Origin of the sequence: Parvimonas pharyngis, assembly GCF_046569675.1 — a bacterium.
Classification (GTDB): domain Bacteria; phylum Bacillota; class Clostridia; order Tissierellales; family Peptoniphilaceae; genus Parvimonas.
On sequence record NZ_JBKICJ010000004.1, the window covers coordinates 147,234 to 167,442 of the forward strand.

Here is a 20,209-nt window from a genome sequence, read left to right on the forward strand (position 1 = left end):
TAGAACTTTTTTACAGTTTGCTATTGTTGTTCTTTATATTTTTTAGCTTTTAATTTATATTTAATAGATCTTAATTTACTCTTCATAGCATTAAGTGTATCAAATAAAATCTTGTCTTTTGTAATTAACATAATCACAAAATAATATAGTACACAAGATACAATTATTGCGAATAGTCTAATTAATAATTGTAAATTTATGACCAATGAATATTTTAATAAATGATTTATTCCATAAGTTATTCCAAAGAATGGTAATGCACATAGTACATATTTCATATATGATTTTAATATTTCATCAATAGGAATAATCTTCTTTTTAAGAATAAAGTAAATTTGAATTACCAATACTACAAATTCTGAAATCAATGTGGTATATACATAATATTCAGGTTGAATAACTTTCAATTTAAATAAAACTATATTTAAAATTAAGTTCATAAATCCACCTATAAAATAGAATGCAGTTATATTTTTTTCATAGCCTCTTACAAATAAAACTTGATTTGCAAGAAGTTGATCCAAAGCCCACATAACTATTCTAAGAGAAAACAGTTTTAAAATAAAACCAGCTTCTAAATATTTTTCACCTGCATATATTAACATTACTTCATCAGAAACACAACACAATCCTATTCCCATTGGAATTACTAGGAATAAAAATGTCCTAGCAACTTGATTTAATAAATCTCTATAATTATTTTCATCTCCACTTCCATAATAATATGAAAGTCTTGGAATACTTACCATAATTATTGAATAAACTACACTTGTTATAAGCTGTGCAATCGACAATGAAAATGTATAATATGAAACTGAAATTTTAGCATCTAATAATGAAAGCATAGCTCTATCCAAAGCCGTATAGAACATATATGAATTAGCCAATAATAACATTCCTAATAATGGTTTTATATGAATTAGAATGTCCTTTAATTCTATTTTTACAAAATTTACTTTTCTTTTTATAAAATAAAAACTTATTAAATAGTTAATAAGATTTGTAATTGATAGTATAAAAGCATAATTAACAATATCATCAGCTTTTTTTACAAATACAAAAATCGAAACAAGCATTAGTACACGGATAAATAATGTCTTAAAAAGTATAAAACCGTAATTTTCAAAAGCCTCATTCATCCATTCTATAGTTACGAATTGCGTAAAAATTTGAATACTAAGTGCAATATATAGCATATACATATTAGAATTTACATTTAAAAGCATATATCCAATGTACATAATTCCAATACTTAACGAGCTAATTAAATTTATTGTAAAAAGTGCTGTAAAATTCTTATTGATCTCTTTTATATTATTTTTAACTCTACTTATCGAACGTATCCCATAGCTGTAAATTCCAAAAGCAGCAAAAGGAATAAATAAGTTTAATATAGAGTTCGCAATGTTGAATTCCCCATAAGCCTCCTTGCTCAAAATTCTAGCAAGATAAGGTCCTGTAATTAGTGGGAATAGTATATTAAATACTCTAACTAAAATACTGGCTAAAGCATTTACTTTTATATTTTTTGCCATATCTAAAATATTCTCCTTATTTTATTCTATAAGCATCTAATAGATGTGATTTATACTCAATTTCTGCATCAGAAGGCTTTTGCATATAATCTCCATAAAATTGAGTTAAAATCTTATCATAATTTTTAGGAGCTGGTACCATCATATCTTCAAAAGGCAACTCTATTAATTCTTCATAAGTTCCCTTTTCAAAAACTTCTTTCATTCCTGTTTTATCAACTCCTACAGCTGCTTCATAAATCCCATTTTCATTAGAATATCTTTCTACAAGTTTTTGAATTTTCTTTGTAAAATATCTCGGATTTACAAATGCCAATAAATACCAAAAGACAACTCTACAAAAGTCTTTTATTCTACTATCTTTATGAATTATATATTTTTTCTTTATGAAACAAATATGTTTCAAAGTTACCATCAAATGTGCTTTTTTCACAAAATTTAAGTCATTAAATCTATCAATTGGAAATACATCAACAAAAACATTACTATCTATTCGCTTTCTCTTTACACTATCTTCCAATAAAGTGTGCTTATCTATAACTACAAAAAAGTTTTGAAAATACCAATCACTGTTGTCCTTAGATAAAATTGTATATCTTTCATTATTTTCTTCGATTACAGCTCTTTGAAATTTTTCATAATCTTCCCTATACATCGCAACGTCAATATCATCATCCCATGGAATAAAACCTTTATGTCTTACTGCTCCAAGTAATGTTCCATAACTTACAAAATATTTTATATCATACTTTTTACAAACATAGTCTATAAACTTTAAAATATTTAATTCATAATTTTTTAGCTCATCAACCGTAAGTCTCTCTTTCATCTTAATCTCCTAGTCTATATAATAAGCTTTGATTTCATGAGGATATACTCTCTTTTCCTCAGGTGGAAATTCCATATAATCTCCATAATATTTTCTTAAAATTTCATCATAATTCTTTGGAGCAAAGAATTTGCAATCTTCAAAATCAAGCTCTATTAATTCTTCAAACGGATTATAGTCAAACACATCATCATATTTCCACTTTGAACAACCTACAAGTCCTAAATATTTTCCATTTTCTTTGGAATAACTTTCAACAGCTTTTTTAATTTTTTTTGCAAAAAATCTTGGAGATACAGGTTTTAATATTACCCAGAAAAACAATCTTATAAAATCTTTCAATTTGCTATCTCCATATTGAATATTCTCTTTTTTTGAAAAAGATAAAAGTTTAAAACTTTCCAATTTATATGTTTTTTCAACCAAACTTAAATCATCAAAAAAGTCCATAGGAAAAATATCTATAAAAATTCCTGAATCATAAGTTTTATAATTTCTTTCATCTTCTATTTTTGTTTTTGAGTCAATAACTTTTATAAAATTATTATAATACTTATCGCTTGATTCTAAAGACAATATCTTGTATTTTCCTTCATCTTTTGAAAAAAGCTCAATAAATTTTTCATAATCTTTTCTAAACATACATATATCTATATCATCATCCCATGGAATGAAGCCTTTATGTCTAACCGCTCCAATTAAAGTACCATAATTTATAAAATATTTTATATCATTTTTTTCACAAAATTCATGTACATATTTTAAAATTTCTAATTCTACAGATTTTATTTCGTCCATAGAAAGATATTTTATTTCCATTATTTATTTGCTCCTTTTTTATTTAAATCTTTTATAAGCAAAAATCTATACAATTTAACATTTATTTTTAATGCTAAGGTTGCCAATCTTCTTCCTTTTCTAAAATTTGTATTTTTGAAAATTCTCCAAAAATTTCTTTTAAGAAAACATAAAACTTGTCCATATTCAGAAATTCTTTTATAATTTTCACTAATTAACATCTTATCAAATACTACAAAATATGAGTAAGATTTTCTAAAAAATGCATAATCTAATAGAGAAGGTATCTCCTCTTTAATATATTCATAGAATTTAGAATATATTTCAATACAATCCATATTCTTAATAGTATATGGTTTTGTTGTAATACTATTTTCTCTATGGAAATAATGATAATATGATTTTGTCGTAACTACATATTTTTTTGCATATTTTATAAGTTCAAAATGGTAAAATGCATCTTCGTAAATCTTCCCAACTGGGAAAGAAATATTCTTTGCAATCTCATAAGAAATAAGCTTATTACAAATTGTTCCTGGAATTTTCTGCCCAATAAAATATTCTTTTAAGAATTCTTCTTTTTCACAGCAAAAATAAAGTTCCTCGCTACATTGTGGAGCTTGCCTATCTGAATAAACATTAATAACGCCACAAACTGAAACATCTGCTTCTTCTTTTTTTATATTCGTATAAAGCTCTTCAACCATGCCTTCATCAATATAATCATCTGAATCTATGAATAATACATATTTTCCAGTTGCAAATTTAATTCCATGATTTCTTGCACTTGAAAGTCCACCATTTTCTTTTGTATAAAGTTTTGCCCTATCTTCTAATTCAACAAATTCTTTACATATACTCTCACTACTATCTGTAGCTCCGTCATTTACTATAATTATTTCTATATTTTTATATGTCTGATTTGAAATAGATTCAAGACATTTTTTTACGTACTTTTCTACATTGTATACGGGCACTATAATACTTATCTTGTCCATAACTCTCCTTATATATTAAAATTATATTTCAATGTTAATGTAAATTATACTATAAATATACAATATTTACAATTTTTCAAAAAAATAATGGAGATGTAAAATCTCCATGTTAATTTACTTCTCTTTTAATTTTGCAAATAAAATTCTTCTTGCTGTATTATCATCAGGTGTTTTACAAGTTACAAGCATTAGAATTTTTGAATTTTTGTCTATTTTGTCAACTTCAGATTTTGGAATATGTTTTGTCAATTCTTTTTTCATCGCTTCTACATCTTCGTTTCTTTTAGAAGTTAATTCATACAGCGAAGTATCTGGATCAACTAAGTCAACTCCTAAAATTTCATATTCCAATTTTCCTTTTTCTGTATAAACATAAACTGTCTTATTATTTTCTAGAAATGTTTTATCTTCAAATTTTCTTAAGTCATAGAATTTTGTTTTATCCCAAATATTATGTCCAAATATATAACTAATTCTATCAGTAAAATCAGCTTTATTATACATATCTAGGAAAAATGTTCCAGTTACAGGATAAGTGTTTTTCTTAAAATCTCTCCATAGATAATAATCATTGTCTTTTCCCTGTACTACTGGTTCGTCAATATTAGTCCCTGGTACTTCCAACCAACCTATTGAATCTGAATTTAATTTTTTTAATTCTTCTAAATTAACTTCTTTTTTAGCATCAGCACTCTTTTCACTCACATTGAATACTGACTCTTTAAGATTGCTTAAATCTTTACCTGCTTTATATGAACCATAATAGTCTTTAATTATATTGGCAGAGGAATATATAAATACTCCTAAACATATTACAAATAGTATATTCCAAAACCAATTTTTAGCTTTACTTTGTTTTTTCTTACGTTTCTTTACTACAATATCTTCTTTTTTCATCTATGTTAAATCCTTTCATAAGTATAGAAAGTTAATTTAGGATTTTCATTTTTACCTTCTACTTTTTCAGTTACTTTCCATAACTTTTCGTCAATTTCTGGGAAATGACTATCAGCTTCTATTATTTCTTTTTCCTCATATTTTGTAATATACATTTTAGAACAATAACCTATCAATTGTTTGTAAATACTCATCCCACCACATACAAAGAACTTTTCATCTGGATTTTCTTTTACAAACTCAATTAAATCTTCTATGTTATTGAATACTTTAACTCCTTCAAAAGAAAAATCACTTGTTGTTAAAACTATATTGTTTCTCTTTGGAAGAGGCTTAATTTTAAAACCATCAAAAGTTTTTCTTCCACAAATAACAGAATTTCCACAAGTCTTTTCTTTAAAAAAGTTCATATCTTCTTTTAGAAAATACAACAAATCATTATTTTTACCAATCGCATTACTCTTTTCTGTAATTGCTACTATTAAATACAAATTATCTAAAACCATATTTTTATCCTTTTTATTTTTTATTATTATTTAAAATTATTGTACCTTTATAACAAGGCATAATTGTATATAATTATACCATAACTACCTTTTGATAATCTTTTTATGGTTGTTATGGTGAAATTAATACAACTTTATCACAAGGCATAAAGTTATATTAATTATATCATAATTATTTTATTTTATCTAATTTATATAAGATATAATGGATATTTTATACCCCAGTTTTTTACTATCTCACTATAAAAAAATTGGAGATTTTAATCTCCAATTCTTAATTTGGTATATGAATTAATTTTCCCTTTGCTTCTATTTCTTTTATCTCTATAAGTTTTAGTTTTACAACTTTTCCACTTTTATAATTGTCAGTTATTACTTCTCCAACCATTTCATACCATTTATCCTTTTCTGGATATTTGCCATCAGTTATATATTCAAAACCTATTACACTATCATTATAACAGCATCCAGGTCCTTCTCTTAATATAGCATATATAACTTCTCCTGTATCTTTATCTTCAAATCTAACATTTTGACCTGATATTCTAACCTTTTTTCCGATATACTCATCTTTATTTACATATATATCATTTACAAGAGCCAAAAATATTCCGTCAGAGATATTAATTATACCATCTTTTGACTCTGAATCTCTTTTTTCATTCAATTCATCCTTAGTTAGTTCTTCTTTTTTTTCAGGTTGTTTATATTCGTTATTTGTATCGTTTTTATTTTGATGTCTTTCTATCTTATAATCATCTGGATTTTGATTTTTGTTTGTTCCTGCATTTTCTGGATCTTCTTTTAAAGCAGTTTTTAAATCATTTTTATTTTCCTTGCTTTTTACAAAATTATTATTTTCTGTTTTCGCACAAGAACATAATAATAGACAAGATAAAATTAAACTCAATAATTTTTTATTCACTAATAAACCTCCTTACTATACAAGATAAAATAAAAAATACTAAATTCACTAATACAACACTAGCACCTGTTGGTGTTGAATAGATATATGATAGAGTTATCCCTATAAATAATGCTGTTACTGAAACTATCACTGAGGATATTACAACAACTTTATAACTTCTAAAAATTCTCATCGAAGTCAAAGCTGGAAATATAATTAGGCATGAAATAAGCATACTTCCCATAAATTTCATTCCAATAACTATTGTCACAGATATTAAAATTGTAACTAAAGTATTGTAAAGACTTACATTTACTCCACTTGCTTTTGCAAAGTCTTCATCAATAGTAATAGTATATATTTTATTATACAATAAAATATATGAAATTAATACAACTATTCCTAATACAAAACTAATATACATATCACTTCTTTTCATTATCAATATGCTACCAAATAAGTAATTACAAACATCTACATTTAGACCTTTTGTTACTGCCGTAAATGTTACTCCTATTGAAACGGAAATGCAACTTAAAATAGCAATAGATGTATCACTACTTATATTATATTTTTCGCCATATTTTAATAGTATAACCCCTGCAAAAATTACTATTGGCATTGTAAATTCCATTGGAGAAATATCAAAAGAAAGTGCTATCGAAAGTGCTGCAAATGAAACATTTGAAAGTCCTACTCCAATCATAGAGTATCTCTTTAAAACCAAAGTTATTCCAAGTAATGCAGAACTTATTGAAATTAAAAGTCCAACTATGATGGCTTTTACCATAAAGGGATAACTTAACATTTCTGAAATTAAACTAATCAAATTTTATTTCCCCCTTTTCAAAGTTTTCTAAAACATTCTCAATAACTTTATTTTCTTTTCCTAAAATTAAAGCTCTATTAGAATATTTAAAAGCCTCTTCATCATGACTTATCATCACAATAGTAAGTCCTTCTCTATTTAATTTTTCTAAAATTTCATACAACATTTTTCTAACTTTAATATCCAAAGAATTTGTTGGTTCATCTAAAAATATAATTTTATCTGATACACAAAGACATCTACAAAGTAAAACCCTCTGTCTTTGTCCAATTGACAGTGAGCTTATACTCTTGTCTTTAATATCCCAAAGGTCCAATTTTTTCAAATTTTCCTTAACAATTTCTCTATCCTTTGAATTATAGAAAAATTTAGAATATACTGCTCTAGAAGATAAAACAAATTCCCATATTGTTGATGGGAATTCTTTTTTTAATAAAACCTCTTGAGACATATATCCACAAATTTTAAAGTCCTTTTTTATTTCTCCCGAAGAAATATTTTTTAAACCTAAAATTCCTTTTAAAAGTGTTGACTTTCCAACACCATTTTTCCCTAGAATGAGGAAAAAATCTCCCTCATCTACGGAAAAACTAAGATTATCAATAATTCTATTATTTTTGTAAAAAATTTCTAAATTTTCACAAACTAATATTTTGTCTTTCATTAATTAAGTCCTTCTTTTAGCGCCTCAATATTTTGCTTCATAAGATCTATATAAGTTACAACCTTATCAAATTCATCCTTTGTTACTGTGTGAATTGAATGTAAAAGTTTAACTTTTGCTCCCGAATCTTTTGCAACAGTTTCCGCCATTTCTCCTTTACCCATTTCTATACGATATACCACAGGAATTTTATTTGTTTTTACATAATCTACCATTTTTTTGATTTGTCCTGCACTAGCTGTTGATTCAACACTGCACGCAGAAAATAGTGCACGATATTCTAATCCTAAGTCTGCGAATAAATATCTAAATGGAAATCTATCAGCAACTACTACTTTTTTTATCTTTGCATTATCAACTACATTATGAAGTTCTTTATCTACTTCTTCTAATTGTTTTATATAATTTTTAGCATTTTCTTTATAGAATTCTGCATTTTCAGGGTCTTTTTCTACCAATGCATTAGTTATAGTATTAACCATTTTTATAGCATTCTTAGGTGAAGTCCAATAATGAGGATCTAATTCATCGTCATCATGGTCATGATTATGTTTTTCTTCTTTTTCATTTTTTTCATCATGATCATGATCATGTTTCTCATCTTTTTTATCATGGTCGTGATCATGGTCATGTTTCTCATCTTTTTCATCATGGTCGTGATCGTGGTCGTCTTTTTCTTCTTTATCGTCATGGTCATGATCATGGTCATGTTCATGTTTCATACCATCAACTGTTTCTTCCTTAAGTTGTTCAATTCCGTCAACTAATTTAACAACTTTTTTGTCTGTCATATCTATACTTTTTGTTAAAGTTTCAACCCATGTATCATGGTCTGTTCCACCATAAATAAAAACATTTGAACTTTCAACAGTTTTTATATCTTGAGGAGTAGGACTAAAAGAGTGCACATCAACCCCTGGTTTAATCAATAATTCTAAGTCTATTTTATCTTTTGCAATTGCTCTTGTTATATCATATTCTGGAAAAATTGTTGTAACAACTTTTAATTTATTTTTATTATTTTCTACTTTATCTGTTTTTTCAGTTTTAGCACTACAGCCTGTGAAAAATACCGCTCCTGCTAAAACTAAACCAAAAACTTTTTTTGAAATATTTTTCATATTTTACCCCCTATTTGAAAAATTTATATCCTTAAAAATTAGAATTTCTCTAATTATTTTATATTGTATCACAAAAAATAAAAAAAAACTAGCTAAATAAGAATAATTTTTATTTCCATTTATATTTTTTGTTATAATGCATATAAATAGTAAGCTTGATGATTTTACAGTTTTAATAATTTCTTATGCTAATAGCAAAAAAATATTAAAAGTGATATAATAGTCATGGAAATATCATTTCCAAAATAAGGAGGTTTTATGAAAACTTTATTTGAAAAACAACACATGAGATTTACTCGTAACAATGGTAGTACTCTAACTATTAAGAAAGATGGTTTCTCCTATGAAGATTCAAAAAATGAAAATAAAAATCTTAATATTTCATTTGATAATATTTCGTACATATTGGCTCTTAGATATTGTAATTCAAATTCAAGCTATAACCTAATATTTGTAAATAAGGATAAGTCTCCACAAATAGACTTTACAACCGATCCTACAATTATCAATGATCGCCATAATATTTTAGAGACAAAATCAATACTAATCGCTTATGCTGCAAGCAAGCTTACAAAAAATTTCCCTAATAATATTGATAGCTTAGATATTGATTTAGCACATACATTAAGGGAAAAAACTATTCATATTTCTAATGGTGTTATTTCCGGAGCGAAACATAGTATAAATATCAATGAAATTCGCAGAGTACAATGTTTTACAAATGGAACAATTTCAGACCTTTTAATTTATAAAAGTGAGAAAAAGACATTTTGGAATTTTCCTGATATGAAAATTCCTTGTAATGAAGTTACATTGCCTTTGATTGAATGTATCGTTACTAGAAATACTGGAAAAGGAATTGACTTTTCGCGTGGTAATGGTTTTGACCAAGAAAATTCTGAATTTATTATAAAACGTTACATGGATTCTAGCATTTTTATAAATGAAGATGATACTTTTTCTGAAGAATGGCAAAAGCAAGTTTATGAAAGAATAAAGTCATATTATTATGACTTAACAAATATATCAAAATTTTAATTTTAAGGAGGAACTTTATGAATAGAAATTTTAAGGAATACAATATTTCAATATTAGCAGATTTTTACGAATACACAATGGCTCAAGGTTATTTCAATGAAAATTTGGAAAATAAAATTACATATTTTGATATTTTTTATAGAAATAATCCTGATCGTGCAAGTTATGCAATTTTTTCTGGACTAGAGCATTTAGTAAAAATTCTTAAATCAATGGAATTCAATGAAGAAGATATAGAATATTTCAAATCATTAAATACATTTGACGATAAATTTATAGATTTTTTAAAGAATTTTAAATTTAATTGTGATATTTGGTCTGTTCCTGAAGGAAGTGTTATCTTCCCTAACGAACCAATTATGACAATTAGAGGAACATCTGTACAAGCACAATTAATTGAAACTATTGCACTATTAGTTATCAATCATGAAAGTTTGATAGCTACTAAATCAAATAGGATAAAAAGGGCCGCAAAAGGTAGAGCTGTTATGGAATTTGGTGCAAGACGTGCACAAGGAGTTGATGCATCTGTATATGGAGCAAAAGCTGCATATATTGCCGGTGTTGATGGAACTTCGAATGTTCTAACAGGAAAATTATTTAATATTCCAGTACTTGGAACAATGGCTCATTCATGGGTTCAAATGTTTGATACCGAATTAGATGCATTTAAAGCATTTGCAAAATCATTCCCTAATAATTGTGTTTTACTTGTTGATACTTATAACACTTTACAATCCGGTGTTCCAAACGCAATAAAAACTTTTGATGAAGTTTTAAAACCTATGGGAATTAGACCGAAAGGTATTAGACTTGATAGTGGTGATTTAGCATATCTTTCAAAACAAGCTAGAATTATGCTAGATGAAGCTGGTTATGAAGATGTCCAAATTGTAGTTTCAAATTCACTTGATGAATATACTATTAGAGATCTATTACATCAAGGTGCAATGATTGATTCATTTGGTATTGGAGAAAGACTTATAACATCAAAAACTAATCCAGTTTTTGGTGGTGTTTATAAATTAGTTGCAGTTGAAGAAGACGGAAAAATAATTCCAAAAATTAAAGTTTCAGAAAATGTTGATAAAATAACAACTCCTGGAGTTAAAAAATTATATAGAATATATGATAAAAAAACAATGAAAGCTGAAGCTGATTTAATTACATTATTTAATGAAAAAATTGATGAAAGTAAGCCTATTTCAATTTTCCATCCAATTTATACATGGAAGACAACGACTTATGAAGACTATATTTTAAGACCTATGTCAAAACAAATCTTCAAGTCTGGAGAATTAGTTTATGAATTACCTGATATAGAAGAAATTAGAGAATATTGTAAAAGTGAAGTTGAAAGTCTTTGGGATGAGTTTAAAAGATTTGATAACCCTCATATTTACAAAGTTGACCTTTCTAAAAATCTTTGGGAATTAAAAAATAATTTATTAAATGAAACTGTAAAAATATCTAAAAAAAAATAGAGTGATTTATTCACTCTATTTTTTTATAATCTTTTTAATAGTTTCTTAAATAATATTCTATCTATGATATATGAAATTATTCCTGTAAGTATAATCAATCCTAAATTAGCTAAAACTATTGGAACCAATTTTTGGTTCATCTTTACCATTTTTACAGTTAAAAATATCAGTATTCCATATAATCCATAATTTATTAAAATTGAAACAAATATATTAATTTGACCTGAACCACCATTTAATGCTTCCTTAGGTGTTTTCCAATCAAAATATGGATTCACTAATCCTAAAATCATATTTAAACTACCACTTACAAAGAAAGTTAACATCATTCCTAATATAATCGCTACATAAACAAGAGGATTAAAAACATAAATAATCATTGAAAGTAATATTACAATAGTTGCTGTTGAAAAATGTAATACTTGGCAAGCAAATATTCTTGATATTAAATGTGTATCCACACTTATTGGCGCAGATGCTAATACCCAGAACGCTTTTCCTTCTCTTGAAACTGAGCTTGTTGTAAGTGAAGAAAGTCCAAAAAACAATCCTAAAACAGCACCAGCAGCAAGTGCAATAGCTAATAAGTTAGTTAATGTATTATTTGAAACAAATACATTTATAGCTAAAACTAATTGTGATTTATATTGAATTCCATAATAAATTCCAACTCCTCCAAAAATCACTAACATTAAATCAATTAAAAATATTTGCATAAAATATGTTGGAGTAGTTATAATTTCTTTTAACTCCTTTTTAAATAACACAAACCATTTATATTGTCTAGATTGTGCAACACCTTGTTTTTTTCTCTTTTCAATAACTGATTTACTTTCTTTTGAAACAACATTTACACTTCTTAAAATAGATAAATAATTTCTTTCAGCTAAGAATTTTAATAATAGTGCTAATACAATACAAATAGCTAATCCTATTGATAAATTTGTAATTGATGTTATTAAATCATTTGAAAGTATAATTTTCTTTATCCAGATTACAAAGAAGAAAATTGATGAAAGTTTATTTTCAAAATCTACAACAAACTTACTGATATTTATTCCTAAAGCTGGATTTGATGCAGCTTGTGTAAATATCATATAGATTACAAATATACCAACCATAAATATACCATAGATTAGTTTTAAAAATCTATTAAATAATTTACTTGTTTTTAATAGTTTTCCAAAAAATATTATTATAACTCCTGTTATTAAAATTGTTTCTAAATCTAAAATCATTAAACCTATGAAACTAAAAATATAGAAGTCTAATCCCTTTCCAACAGTATATCCAGTTACTCCAATAGCTATTGAGAACATTATAAAAAATGATACATAAAATGTTATTGCTAATGAGTATATTCTGGCTAAGAAGATGTCACTACCTGAAATAGGTAATGATAATAATATTTCTGTTTCATTATTTTTTTCAATAAAAACAAATGCTGTTGCCAATGATAAAAATAATGTAAATATAAAAACACCTACTGATATACTTGTAATACTAGCTCTTCCAAGTGGACTTTGAAAATTCCTAGCTATAAATTCTCCCACTTTAGGAGCTCCATAAATAAATAATGCTAGAAATACTAGTACGCCTGCAATTCCTTGAAAACTTGCAGCTTTTTTACCTTTTGTTTTTAAATTTTGTTTTATAGATAAAATTGCAAAAAAATCAATTGAAACAAAATATTTTATTAAAGTTAATAATTTAGATTTATTCATTTTCTGTCAACTCCAAGAATATTTTTTCTAAATCTTCATTTGAATTATCTTCAGTTTTTAATTCAGATAATTTTCCACAAAACGCAATTTTTCCTTTATTAATGATTACTAATTTATCACAGATTTTTTCAGCAACTTCCATTACATGTGTTGAAAAAATTACTGTATTTCCTGCATCTGCAAATTCTCTTAAAATTGTCTTTAAATTAAAAGAAGTTTTAACATCCAAACCAACCATTGGTTCATCAAGAATTAATACCTTAGGAGAAGTAATTAACGCTCCAATCAAAACTAATTTTTGACGCATACCATGTGAATAACTTTCAATTGTACTGTAAATTGCATCTCCTAACTCTAATTTTCTATTGTATTCTTCAATTTTTTCTTTTCTTACTTTTTCATCTATTCCATAAATATCTGCTATGAAATTCAAATACTTTATGCCTGTCATTTTTGTATAGATATCTGGATTATCAGGAACATAGCTTATCATTTCTTTAACTTTTATAGAATCTTCTAAAGTATCAACTCCATTAACTGTAATTTTTCCTTCAGATTGTTCTAAAATACCAACTAGCATTTTTAAACTAGTACTCTTACCAGCACCATTAGGTCCTAAAAATCCAAAAATTTCTCCCTCTTCAATTTTAAAGCTAATATTATCAACAGCTTTAACACCTTTAGAATAAACTTTTGTAACGTTTTTAAACTCAATCATTTAAATTTCCTCCTTCTATATTTCAATACTTTTTACATTATTTAATAAAAACTATCTGTTATAATTCTATCATATTATTTAATAAAAAATCAAATTTAATCATTTAACCAATTAATATTTTTTAATTTTTCTTTCTTTATTCTAAAAATTCCTCTATATGGTTGTTCCAAATATACATATTTATCATCTGAATATTTTTTTGATTTATAAATATAAAATTTTGAATCGTTATTTTTAGAGTCTTTATGATTTAAACTTATTATAAAATATTTATCTACATTAGTAGGAGTATCTGAAATAGATGATTGCTTAGTCTTTGTTGCAGATGATACTGAATCTATAAAATTATTTATATCTTCTTCTTTGTTTATATTAACAATATCTTGTTCTTCTTTTTTTTCTTTTATTACTTCAGTTACTTTAATACTCTCTAAATCTTTTGATTTTGGCAATTCAATTTTTTCCTTACTACAGGCAGTTAATCCTATCAAAATTAAAATAAAAATTGAATATTTTTTTAATTTTTTCATATACTACTTACTCCTTGAATCTCCAGTTTTGTAATTTATTTCTATATTAGGTTGTACATTGAAACAATAAACATTAAACTTAATAGCTTTTCCGTTATCTTCAATTGACATTGCTTCAATCTGAACACCTCTAGCAACTAATTCATTACCAACGAAGATTGGGGTTACTCTATATCTAACATGATTATTTGTTTCTTTTACATAGTCAGCAACCATATTTTCAAAAGGTAGCATGCCTTTTGTATTCAAATATCTAGTTCCAGTTATTAAATTTCTTTTATTAGCATTTTCACCTGCAAGTTGAAATCCAATAAGATGGCAACGATTATATAAATTTCCACCTTCTATTCCATTATACTTTACAGACTTCCATCCAGTCGGCTTTACTGAAGAAATATTTTCTCTTTTTGAAGTTGGCATAAGATCTTGACCAATTATAGAATCAGCAGTACCACATCTCTTTAAGTTATCTAATTCCGCATATTTTTCAAAAGATTTTGGTACTAACTCACTTTTATCAAAATTAGGTTCATTATTATTTATAACTACATAAGGCTTCCCAGTATATTCTGGTAAATTATTTACATCAAGTCCAACTATATTATTTGTAGTTTTATTCTTATTTGATATCTCTTTATAATAAAGATATCCAGCCACAACGGTAATAATTGCTAATAGTATAGTTAGGATTATCCTTAAATTTTTATTATTAATTTTAATAGTATAATTCATATCAATCTTCCTTTACATATCTTATTCTTGTAATTTCATCATGGCTTTTTCCTTTAAATTCAACCTTTTCTTTTTCTTTCCAAATATTTTTTAAATGCTCTTCAAAAGTTTCATCAAAAGGATAATCTCTATTCCAAAAATAACAGATTATTTCGTCAGTATATGGTAAAAACTTATCTAAATAATCACCTTCATATAAAAATACTGCATCATTATCTATTTCAGTATTTTCATTTACTATTTCAAAATTAAATGCATAATCTTTATATAAATCATAGCTGTTTTCAACTACATAAAGTTTTTTATCTTCTATTAGTTCAAAAAGATTTTTTCTTTGTAACTCGTCTTGGCTTTGCCTTTTACCAAAAAAACTAATTCCGTTATTTTTATCTAAACAAACTACTAATTTCATTTATTTTTCTTCTCACTCCTTAAAATCTTAAAAAATTCTTGCAGTATTTCTAAACACTCTTTTTCTAAAACTTTGGTTTCTATAATTGACTTATGATTCATTTCTTGTCTATCAAGTACATTTTCTATAGAACCACAAAAACCTCTTTTTGGATCCATTGTACCTATAACCACTCTCTTAATCCTACTGTTTACAATTGCCCCTGCACACATACAGCATGGCTCAAGAGTTACAAAAATTTCAGTATCTTCAAGTCTAAAATCACCGAGTTTTTTCCCCGCTTTATTAATTGCAATAATTTCTGCGTGATATACTCCACTTTTTTTGCTTAAAACTTGATTGTGTCCTCTTGAAATTATCTTATCATTCTTTACAATAACACAACCAACTGGAACTTCACCCTTATCATACGCTTTTTTTGCTTCTCTTAAAGCAAAACTCATAAAATATTCATCTCTATTCATAAAACTTATCCAAATCAAAAATTACATAATTTTCAAGTTTATCCAAATTATCAACTATTGGATTACCTGCTTTTTTTAATACAGCAAAAATTCTATTCTCTTCAAAAAGAGAAATTAATTTTTTGCAATAATCAATTAAATGTCCTTCCTTGTTTCCTATTTCATCAAATACTAAAATATCATTATTTTTGAAATCTTCCATGAACTCATAACTTTTTTTTAAGAAAACATCATCATAAAATTTCATATTACTTACTCTTTCTCCAATAATAAATCTCTTATCAGTTCCATATCTAAAAAGTTCAATTCTAAATTTATCTGTTATGACAAGTTCGGTCATAATACCGTCTATTTTCGAATTTTTATAGTATTTTTTGATAAAAGCATCTAAAAGAGTACTTTTACCTACCTTTATATTTCCTGTTATTAAAATGTGATTTTTTCCGTTATCTAGTTCTCTCAATTTTTCGACAAGAAAATCTAAATCTTTAAAATTCATCATATAAAATCTCCATTAAATATAGACCATTTGGACTTAACGTTATTCCTGCTTTAGTCCTATCTTCGCTATCTAAAATTCTTTCAAGTTCATCTTCTCTAATCAATCCTCTACCAATATCAACCAAAGTTCCTACCATTATTCTAACTTGATTTCTAATGAAGCTTTGTCCTTTAATTAAAAATATTAAATCATTATTTTCTTTATAAATTTCAAAAGACTTAATCTCCCTAACAGGATTAGTATTACCAGTTCTTGGTCCCATAAATGCTTTAAAACTCTTTTTACCAATAAAATATTCTTTAGCTCTTTTCATTTTTTCAATATCTAAAGGATATGGAAAATTAGCTTTATAATTATAGTATATTGGATCCATAACTTCGTCCAAATTTAAAATATATTTATATGTCTTCATCTTTGCATCAAATCTTGAATGAAATTCTTCAGAAACCTCTTTTGAATCCAGTACTCTTACTCCAATTGGTAAAAAGTGATTTAATGCAGTTTTAAAATTCAAAACTCCAACATTGCTATCAGTATAAAAATTAATAATATGTCTTAGAGAATGAACTCCTCTATCAGTTCGTCCTGCTGAAATAATATTTATATCCTCGCCTGTTATTTTTTTCAAGGCATTCTCAATCTCTCCTTGAACAGTTACAACATCTTCTTGCTTTTGAAAGCCGAAAAACAAACTTCCATCATAACTAACTGTGAGCATTATATTTCTCATAATTCAACTCCATTACTATATTCTTCTAGAATATTATTTTATCATAATATTATTGATAAGTACAATTATTTAGTTGTAATAAAAAAAGACTTTTACTAAAAAGTAAAAGTCTAAATTTACATAAGTGGTGCAAATAACCTCAATAGTGATTGTAAGATTCTTGTTATTAAATTTCTAGATTTAACCCACTCAGGTGTTATCTTTAATGACTGTTTTAATGTATTTTCAAAATCTTCTTTTACATCAGTAATTATTGGTGCTCCATAAGTCCAAACAGCGCATTCAAAGTGAAGATACAAACTTCTATAATCAAGATTGATACTACCAATTACTACAAATTCATCATCACAAATACAGTTTTTCGCATGTATAAATCCTTTTTCGAATTCATAAATCTTAACACCATTTTCAACAAGATTTTTATAAAAAGACCTTGTAAGTAAATGAACATATTTTTTATCAGGAATATGAGGAGTTATGATTCTTACATCAACACCAGATTTTGCAGCACTTATTAAAGCTTTTTCCATTTCCCAAGTTATGATTAAATATGGGGATGTAATATAAATATATCTATTAGCACGTCTAATCATATTTATATACATATTTTCACCTATAGATTCTTGTATAGGTGTTTCAGTAAATGGAATAACAACTCCCAATTCTTTCTTTATAGTAGCTGTTTCTTCGCTTTTATTCTTATCATACAAAGTTGCAATATCTGTATTCTCACCTGTTGAATAATCCCAAAGAGATATAAACATATTTATAAATTGCCAAACCGCATGACCTTCAATTCTTAATACTGAGTCTTTCCAATAACCATATTTTTCAATTAAATTAATATACTCATCAGCAATATTAATTCCTCCCGTATATCCAATTCTTCCATCAATTATTGTCATTTTTCTATGAGTTCTATTATTATGTTTTGGTAGAATAATTCCTTTTATAGGATTAAATTCTACAACTTTTATACCAAAACTTCTAATTTCTTCAATTTTTTTATTAGATAATGTTAATATACTTCCTACATCATCTAAAATAATTCTTACATCTACACCCTTTTCAACTTTTTCTTTAAAAATTTCTAAAATTGAATCTAAGAAAAAACCTTCTGATATTATAAAATATTCCATAAAAATAAATTTTTCAGCAGTTCTTAAATCATTCAAATAATCTTCAAAACTTTCTTCACCAGAACCATAGTACTTAGTATCTGTATTAAAAAATATAGGACTACCTGTTGCACTATTTATGTATTTAGCTTGCCTATAAACATTCATATCAGAATCATTTAAGTTTTCAATATCATAATCTTTTGACAAATCCATAGAATCTTTAAACTTAATTGAAAATCCGTAAAGTCTCTTCTTAATAGATTTCAAAAGTCTTTTCTCACCAAAAGTTAAATATATAAATCCACCTAAAAATGGTATTACAATTACAATTAATATCCAGGTTATTTTAAAAGCAGGATTTATATTATCATTTACTATCATAAAAGTAAAAATCATTCCAACTATTAAATTCAAACTGTACAAGTAAATAAAATATCTACTAAAATACATTAAGAATACTGCTAAGAAACCCAGTTGGAGTAATACCATACAAAATATGAAAAAAATCCTACTAAAAATAAAATTAAAAAATTTTTTCATTATATCTCCTATGTAAAATAAATTTATAAAGAAAAAGTACATTCTTAAATGTACTTTTTTGGCGTTCCTGGCGGGAATCGAACCCACAACGGTCCCTTAGGAGGGGACTGTTATATCCATTTAACTACAAGAACATAAGAAAAGAATGCTATGAGCTTTCTTTTAACTTTTTAAATTCTTCTCTTTCCATCTTAGAGAAAATACAACCACAATAATCTTGCCTATACATTCCAAACATTAATGAAAGTTCAACACTTCTCTTGTATCCATTCTTTTTCTTAAAGTCAGATGGAAGATGTTTCACTCCAACTTCATCAGCAACTCTTTGTCCAATTTCATTTAAAATTTGTGAATTTTTATGAGGACTTATAGTTAAAGTAGTTGTGAAATAATCAAAATTTTCTATTTTTGCTAAAATTGCAGCCTCTCTAAGTCTAAGTTCATAACAATTATGGCAACGAACAGATCCTTCTTTCATCTTTTCCATTCCCTTAACAGTTTTATAAAATCTATCTACATCATATTTACCAACAACCATATCTATTGGATACTTTCCGTTAATTTTTTCTATAAGTTTTCTTTGTTCTTCAACTCTGAAAAAATATTCTTCCTTTGGATAAATATTTGGATTATAGTAAAAAATTGTAATTCTAAAATAATTTGACAAATACTCAAGACAATAGCTACTACAAGGTCCACAACAAGAATGTAGTAGAAGAGTTGGTGCATAATTATTTTTTTCATTTTCTTTTATTATATTGTCCAATAATAACTGATAATTCTCTTTCATATCTGCCTCCTTACTGTTTAATTTTACCATAAATAATCTCTAAAATCAAATTATAAACTCCATAAATATAGTTATTTACTAATTTATACAATAAAAAAAGAATAATCTTTCGATTATTCTTATGGTTGCGGGAGCAGGATTTGAACCTACGACCTTCGGGTTATGAGCCCGACGAGCTACCAAACTGCTCCATCCCGCGATATAAAAAAAAAGACTGGTGCCGAGGACCGGAATCGAACCGGTACGATGAGTTAACATCGCAGGATTTTAAGTCCTGTGCGTCTGCCAGTTCCGCCACCCCGGCACATTGGCTCCCAGGGTGGGGCTCGAACCCACAACC

At 26.3% G+C, this 20,209-nt stretch carries 22 protein-coding genes and 3 tRNA genes; 2 read left to right on the forward strand and 23 right to left on the reverse strand.

Annotation, left to right across the window (positions count from 1 at the left end):
• Positions 1 to 20: 20 nt before the first annotated feature.
• The 10 genes from ACLGL0_RS06070 to ACLGL0_RS06115 form a co-directional block, all read right to left on the reverse strand.
• Positions 21 to 1,535 (reverse strand): oligosaccharide flippase family protein, encoded by a 1,515-nt coding sequence (locus ACLGL0_RS06070; protein ID WP_411014013.1) that lies wholly within the window; start codon positions 1,533 to 1,535, stop codon positions 21 to 23.
• A 16-nt stretch (positions 1,536 to 1,551) separates the two neighbouring features.
• The gene (locus ACLGL0_RS06075; protein ID WP_411014014.1) at positions 1,552 to 2,364 is read right to left on the reverse strand and encodes a LicD family protein; all 813 of its coding nucleotides are present in this window, start codon (positions 2,362 to 2,364) and stop codon (positions 1,552 to 1,554) included.
• Positions 2,365 to 2,373: 9 nt separating this feature from the next.
• Positions 2,374 to 3,183, reverse strand: coding sequence for a LicD family protein (locus tag ACLGL0_RS06080; RefSeq protein ID WP_427189503.1), 810 nt, complete (start codon positions 3,181 to 3,183; stop codon positions 2,374 to 2,376).
• The gene (locus ACLGL0_RS06085) at positions 3,183 to 4,160 is read right to left on the reverse strand and encodes a glycosyltransferase family 2 protein (protein ID WP_411014015.1); all 978 of its coding nucleotides are present in this window, start codon (positions 4,158 to 4,160) and stop codon (positions 3,183 to 3,185) included. The genes ACLGL0_RS06080 and ACLGL0_RS06085 overlap by 1 nt, the downstream gene beginning before the upstream one ends.
• Before the next feature lie 114 nt (positions 4,161 to 4,274).
• Positions 4,275 to 5,057: a class B sortase gene (gene srtB, locus ACLGL0_RS06090; RefSeq protein ID WP_411014016.1), complete on the reverse strand. Its 783-nt coding sequence runs from the start codon at positions 5,055 to 5,057 to the stop codon at positions 4,275 to 4,277.
• A 5-nt stretch (positions 5,058 to 5,062) separates the two neighbouring features.
• Positions 5,063 to 5,563 carry a dihydrofolate reductase gene (locus ACLGL0_RS06095; RefSeq protein WP_411014017.1) on the reverse strand — a complete coding sequence of 167 codons (501 nt, stop codon included), beginning with the start codon at positions 5,561 to 5,563 and terminating at the stop codon, positions 5,063 to 5,065.
• 274 nt (positions 5,564 to 5,837) lie between these two features.
• The gene (locus tag ACLGL0_RS06100) at positions 5,838 to 6,488 is read right to left on the reverse strand and encodes a TIGR03943 family putative permease subunit (protein WP_411014018.1); all 651 of its coding nucleotides are present in this window, start codon (positions 6,486 to 6,488) and stop codon (positions 5,838 to 5,840) included.
• Positions 6,481 to 7,299 (reverse strand): metal ABC transporter permease, encoded by an 819-nt coding sequence (locus ACLGL0_RS06105; protein ID WP_411014019.1) that lies wholly within the window; start codon positions 7,297 to 7,299, stop codon positions 6,481 to 6,483. Before ACLGL0_RS06105 ends, ACLGL0_RS06100 begins: the two co-directional genes overlap by 8 nt.
• Complete coding sequence (locus ACLGL0_RS06110) at positions 7,292 to 7,963, reverse strand: metal ABC transporter ATP-binding protein (protein ID WP_347714522.1); 672 nt, start codon at positions 7,961 to 7,963, stop codon at positions 7,292 to 7,294. Before ACLGL0_RS06110 ends, ACLGL0_RS06105 begins: the two co-directional genes overlap by 8 nt.
• Complete coding sequence (locus ACLGL0_RS06115; protein ID WP_411014020.1) at positions 7,963 to 9,084, reverse strand: metal ABC transporter substrate-binding protein; 1,122 nt, start codon at positions 9,082 to 9,084, stop codon at positions 7,963 to 7,965. Before ACLGL0_RS06115 ends, ACLGL0_RS06110 begins: the two co-directional genes overlap by 1 nt.
• A gap of 258 nt (positions 9,085 to 9,342) precedes the next feature.
• On the opposite strand from ACLGL0_RS06115, the gene ACLGL0_RS06120 reads away from it, so the two are divergent.
• Both ACLGL0_RS06120 and ACLGL0_RS06125 read left to right on the forward strand, forming a co-directional pair.
• The gene (locus ACLGL0_RS06120) at positions 9,343 to 10,122 is read left to right on the forward strand and encodes a hypothetical protein (RefSeq protein WP_411014021.1); all 780 of its coding nucleotides are present in this window, start codon (positions 9,343 to 9,345) and stop codon (positions 10,120 to 10,122) included.
• A gap of 17 nt (positions 10,123 to 10,139) precedes the next feature.
• Complete coding sequence (locus tag ACLGL0_RS06125) at positions 10,140 to 11,606, forward strand: nicotinate phosphoribosyltransferase (RefSeq protein ID WP_411014022.1); 1,467 nt, start codon at positions 10,140 to 10,142, stop codon at positions 11,604 to 11,606.
• A 23-nt stretch (positions 11,607 to 11,629) separates the two neighbouring features.
• Here ACLGL0_RS06125 and ACLGL0_RS06130 read toward each other — a convergent pair whose 3' ends face one another.
• The 13 genes from ACLGL0_RS06130 to ACLGL0_RS06190 all read right to left on the reverse strand — a co-directional run bounded on the left by ACLGL0_RS06130 (position 11,630) and on the right by ACLGL0_RS06190 (position 20,173).
• Positions 11,630 to 13,330, reverse strand: a complete 1,701-nt coding sequence (locus ACLGL0_RS06130; RefSeq protein WP_411014023.1) for a hypothetical protein — start codon at positions 13,328 to 13,330, stop codon at positions 11,630 to 11,632.
• Positions 13,323 to 14,048 carry an ABC transporter ATP-binding protein gene (locus tag ACLGL0_RS06135; protein ID WP_314556992.1) on the reverse strand — a complete coding sequence of 242 codons (726 nt, stop codon included), beginning with the start codon at positions 14,046 to 14,048 and terminating at the stop codon, positions 13,323 to 13,325. Before ACLGL0_RS06135 ends, ACLGL0_RS06130 begins: the two co-directional genes overlap by 8 nt.
• Positions 14,049 to 14,143: 95 nt before the next feature.
• Positions 14,144 to 14,578 carry a DUF5301 domain-containing protein gene (locus ACLGL0_RS06140; RefSeq protein WP_411014024.1) on the reverse strand — a complete coding sequence of 145 codons (435 nt, stop codon included), beginning with the start codon at positions 14,576 to 14,578 and terminating at the stop codon, positions 14,144 to 14,146.
• Between the two features lie 3 nt (positions 14,579 to 14,581).
• On the reverse strand, positions 14,582 to 15,310 hold the full coding sequence (locus ACLGL0_RS06145) for a DNA/RNA non-specific endonuclease (RefSeq protein WP_411014025.1): 729 nt from the start codon (positions 15,308 to 15,310) through the stop codon (positions 14,582 to 14,584).
• Between the two features lies 1 nt (position 15,311).
• Entirely contained in the window at positions 15,312 to 15,722 is a 411-nt protein-coding gene (locus tag ACLGL0_RS06150; protein ID WP_411014026.1) for a hypothetical protein, read from the reverse strand.
• Positions 15,719 to 16,186 carry a tRNA adenosine(34) deaminase TadA gene (tadA, locus tag ACLGL0_RS06155; RefSeq protein WP_411014027.1) on the reverse strand — a complete coding sequence of 156 codons (468 nt, stop codon included), beginning with the start codon at positions 16,184 to 16,186 and terminating at the stop codon, positions 15,719 to 15,721. The genes ACLGL0_RS06150 and tadA overlap by 4 nt, the downstream gene beginning before the upstream one ends.
• Positions 16,179 to 16,688 (reverse strand): nucleoside-triphosphatase, encoded by a 510-nt coding sequence (locus ACLGL0_RS06160; protein ID WP_411014028.1) that lies wholly within the window; start codon positions 16,686 to 16,688, stop codon positions 16,179 to 16,181. Before ACLGL0_RS06160 ends, tadA begins: the two co-directional genes overlap by 8 nt.
• Entirely contained in the window at positions 16,675 to 17,418 is a 744-nt protein-coding gene (gene truA, locus ACLGL0_RS06165; protein WP_411014029.1) for a tRNA pseudouridine(38-40) synthase TruA, read from the reverse strand. The genes ACLGL0_RS06160 and truA overlap by 14 nt, the downstream gene beginning before the upstream one ends.
• A 116-nt stretch (positions 17,419 to 17,534) precedes the next feature.
• On the reverse strand, positions 17,535 to 19,079 hold the full coding sequence (gene cls, locus ACLGL0_RS06170) for a cardiolipin synthase (protein WP_411014030.1): 1,545 nt from the start codon (positions 19,077 to 19,079) through the stop codon (positions 17,535 to 17,537).
• A gap of 59 nt (positions 19,080 to 19,138) precedes the next feature.
• Positions 19,139 to 19,213: transfer RNA gene (locus tag ACLGL0_RS06175), tRNA-Arg, on the reverse strand.
• 14 nt (positions 19,214 to 19,227) lie between these two features.
• Positions 19,228 to 19,869: an epoxyqueuosine reductase QueH gene (locus ACLGL0_RS06180; RefSeq protein WP_411014031.1), complete on the reverse strand. Its 642-nt coding sequence runs from the start codon at positions 19,867 to 19,869 to the stop codon at positions 19,228 to 19,230.
• A 122-nt stretch (positions 19,870 to 19,991) separates the two neighbouring features.
• Positions 19,992 to 20,068, reverse strand: a tRNA-Met gene (locus tag ACLGL0_RS06185).
• A gap of 16 nt (positions 20,069 to 20,084) precedes the next feature.
• A tRNA-Leu gene (locus ACLGL0_RS06190) sits at positions 20,085 to 20,173 on the reverse strand.
• Between the last annotated feature and the right edge of the window lie 36 nt (positions 20,174 to 20,209).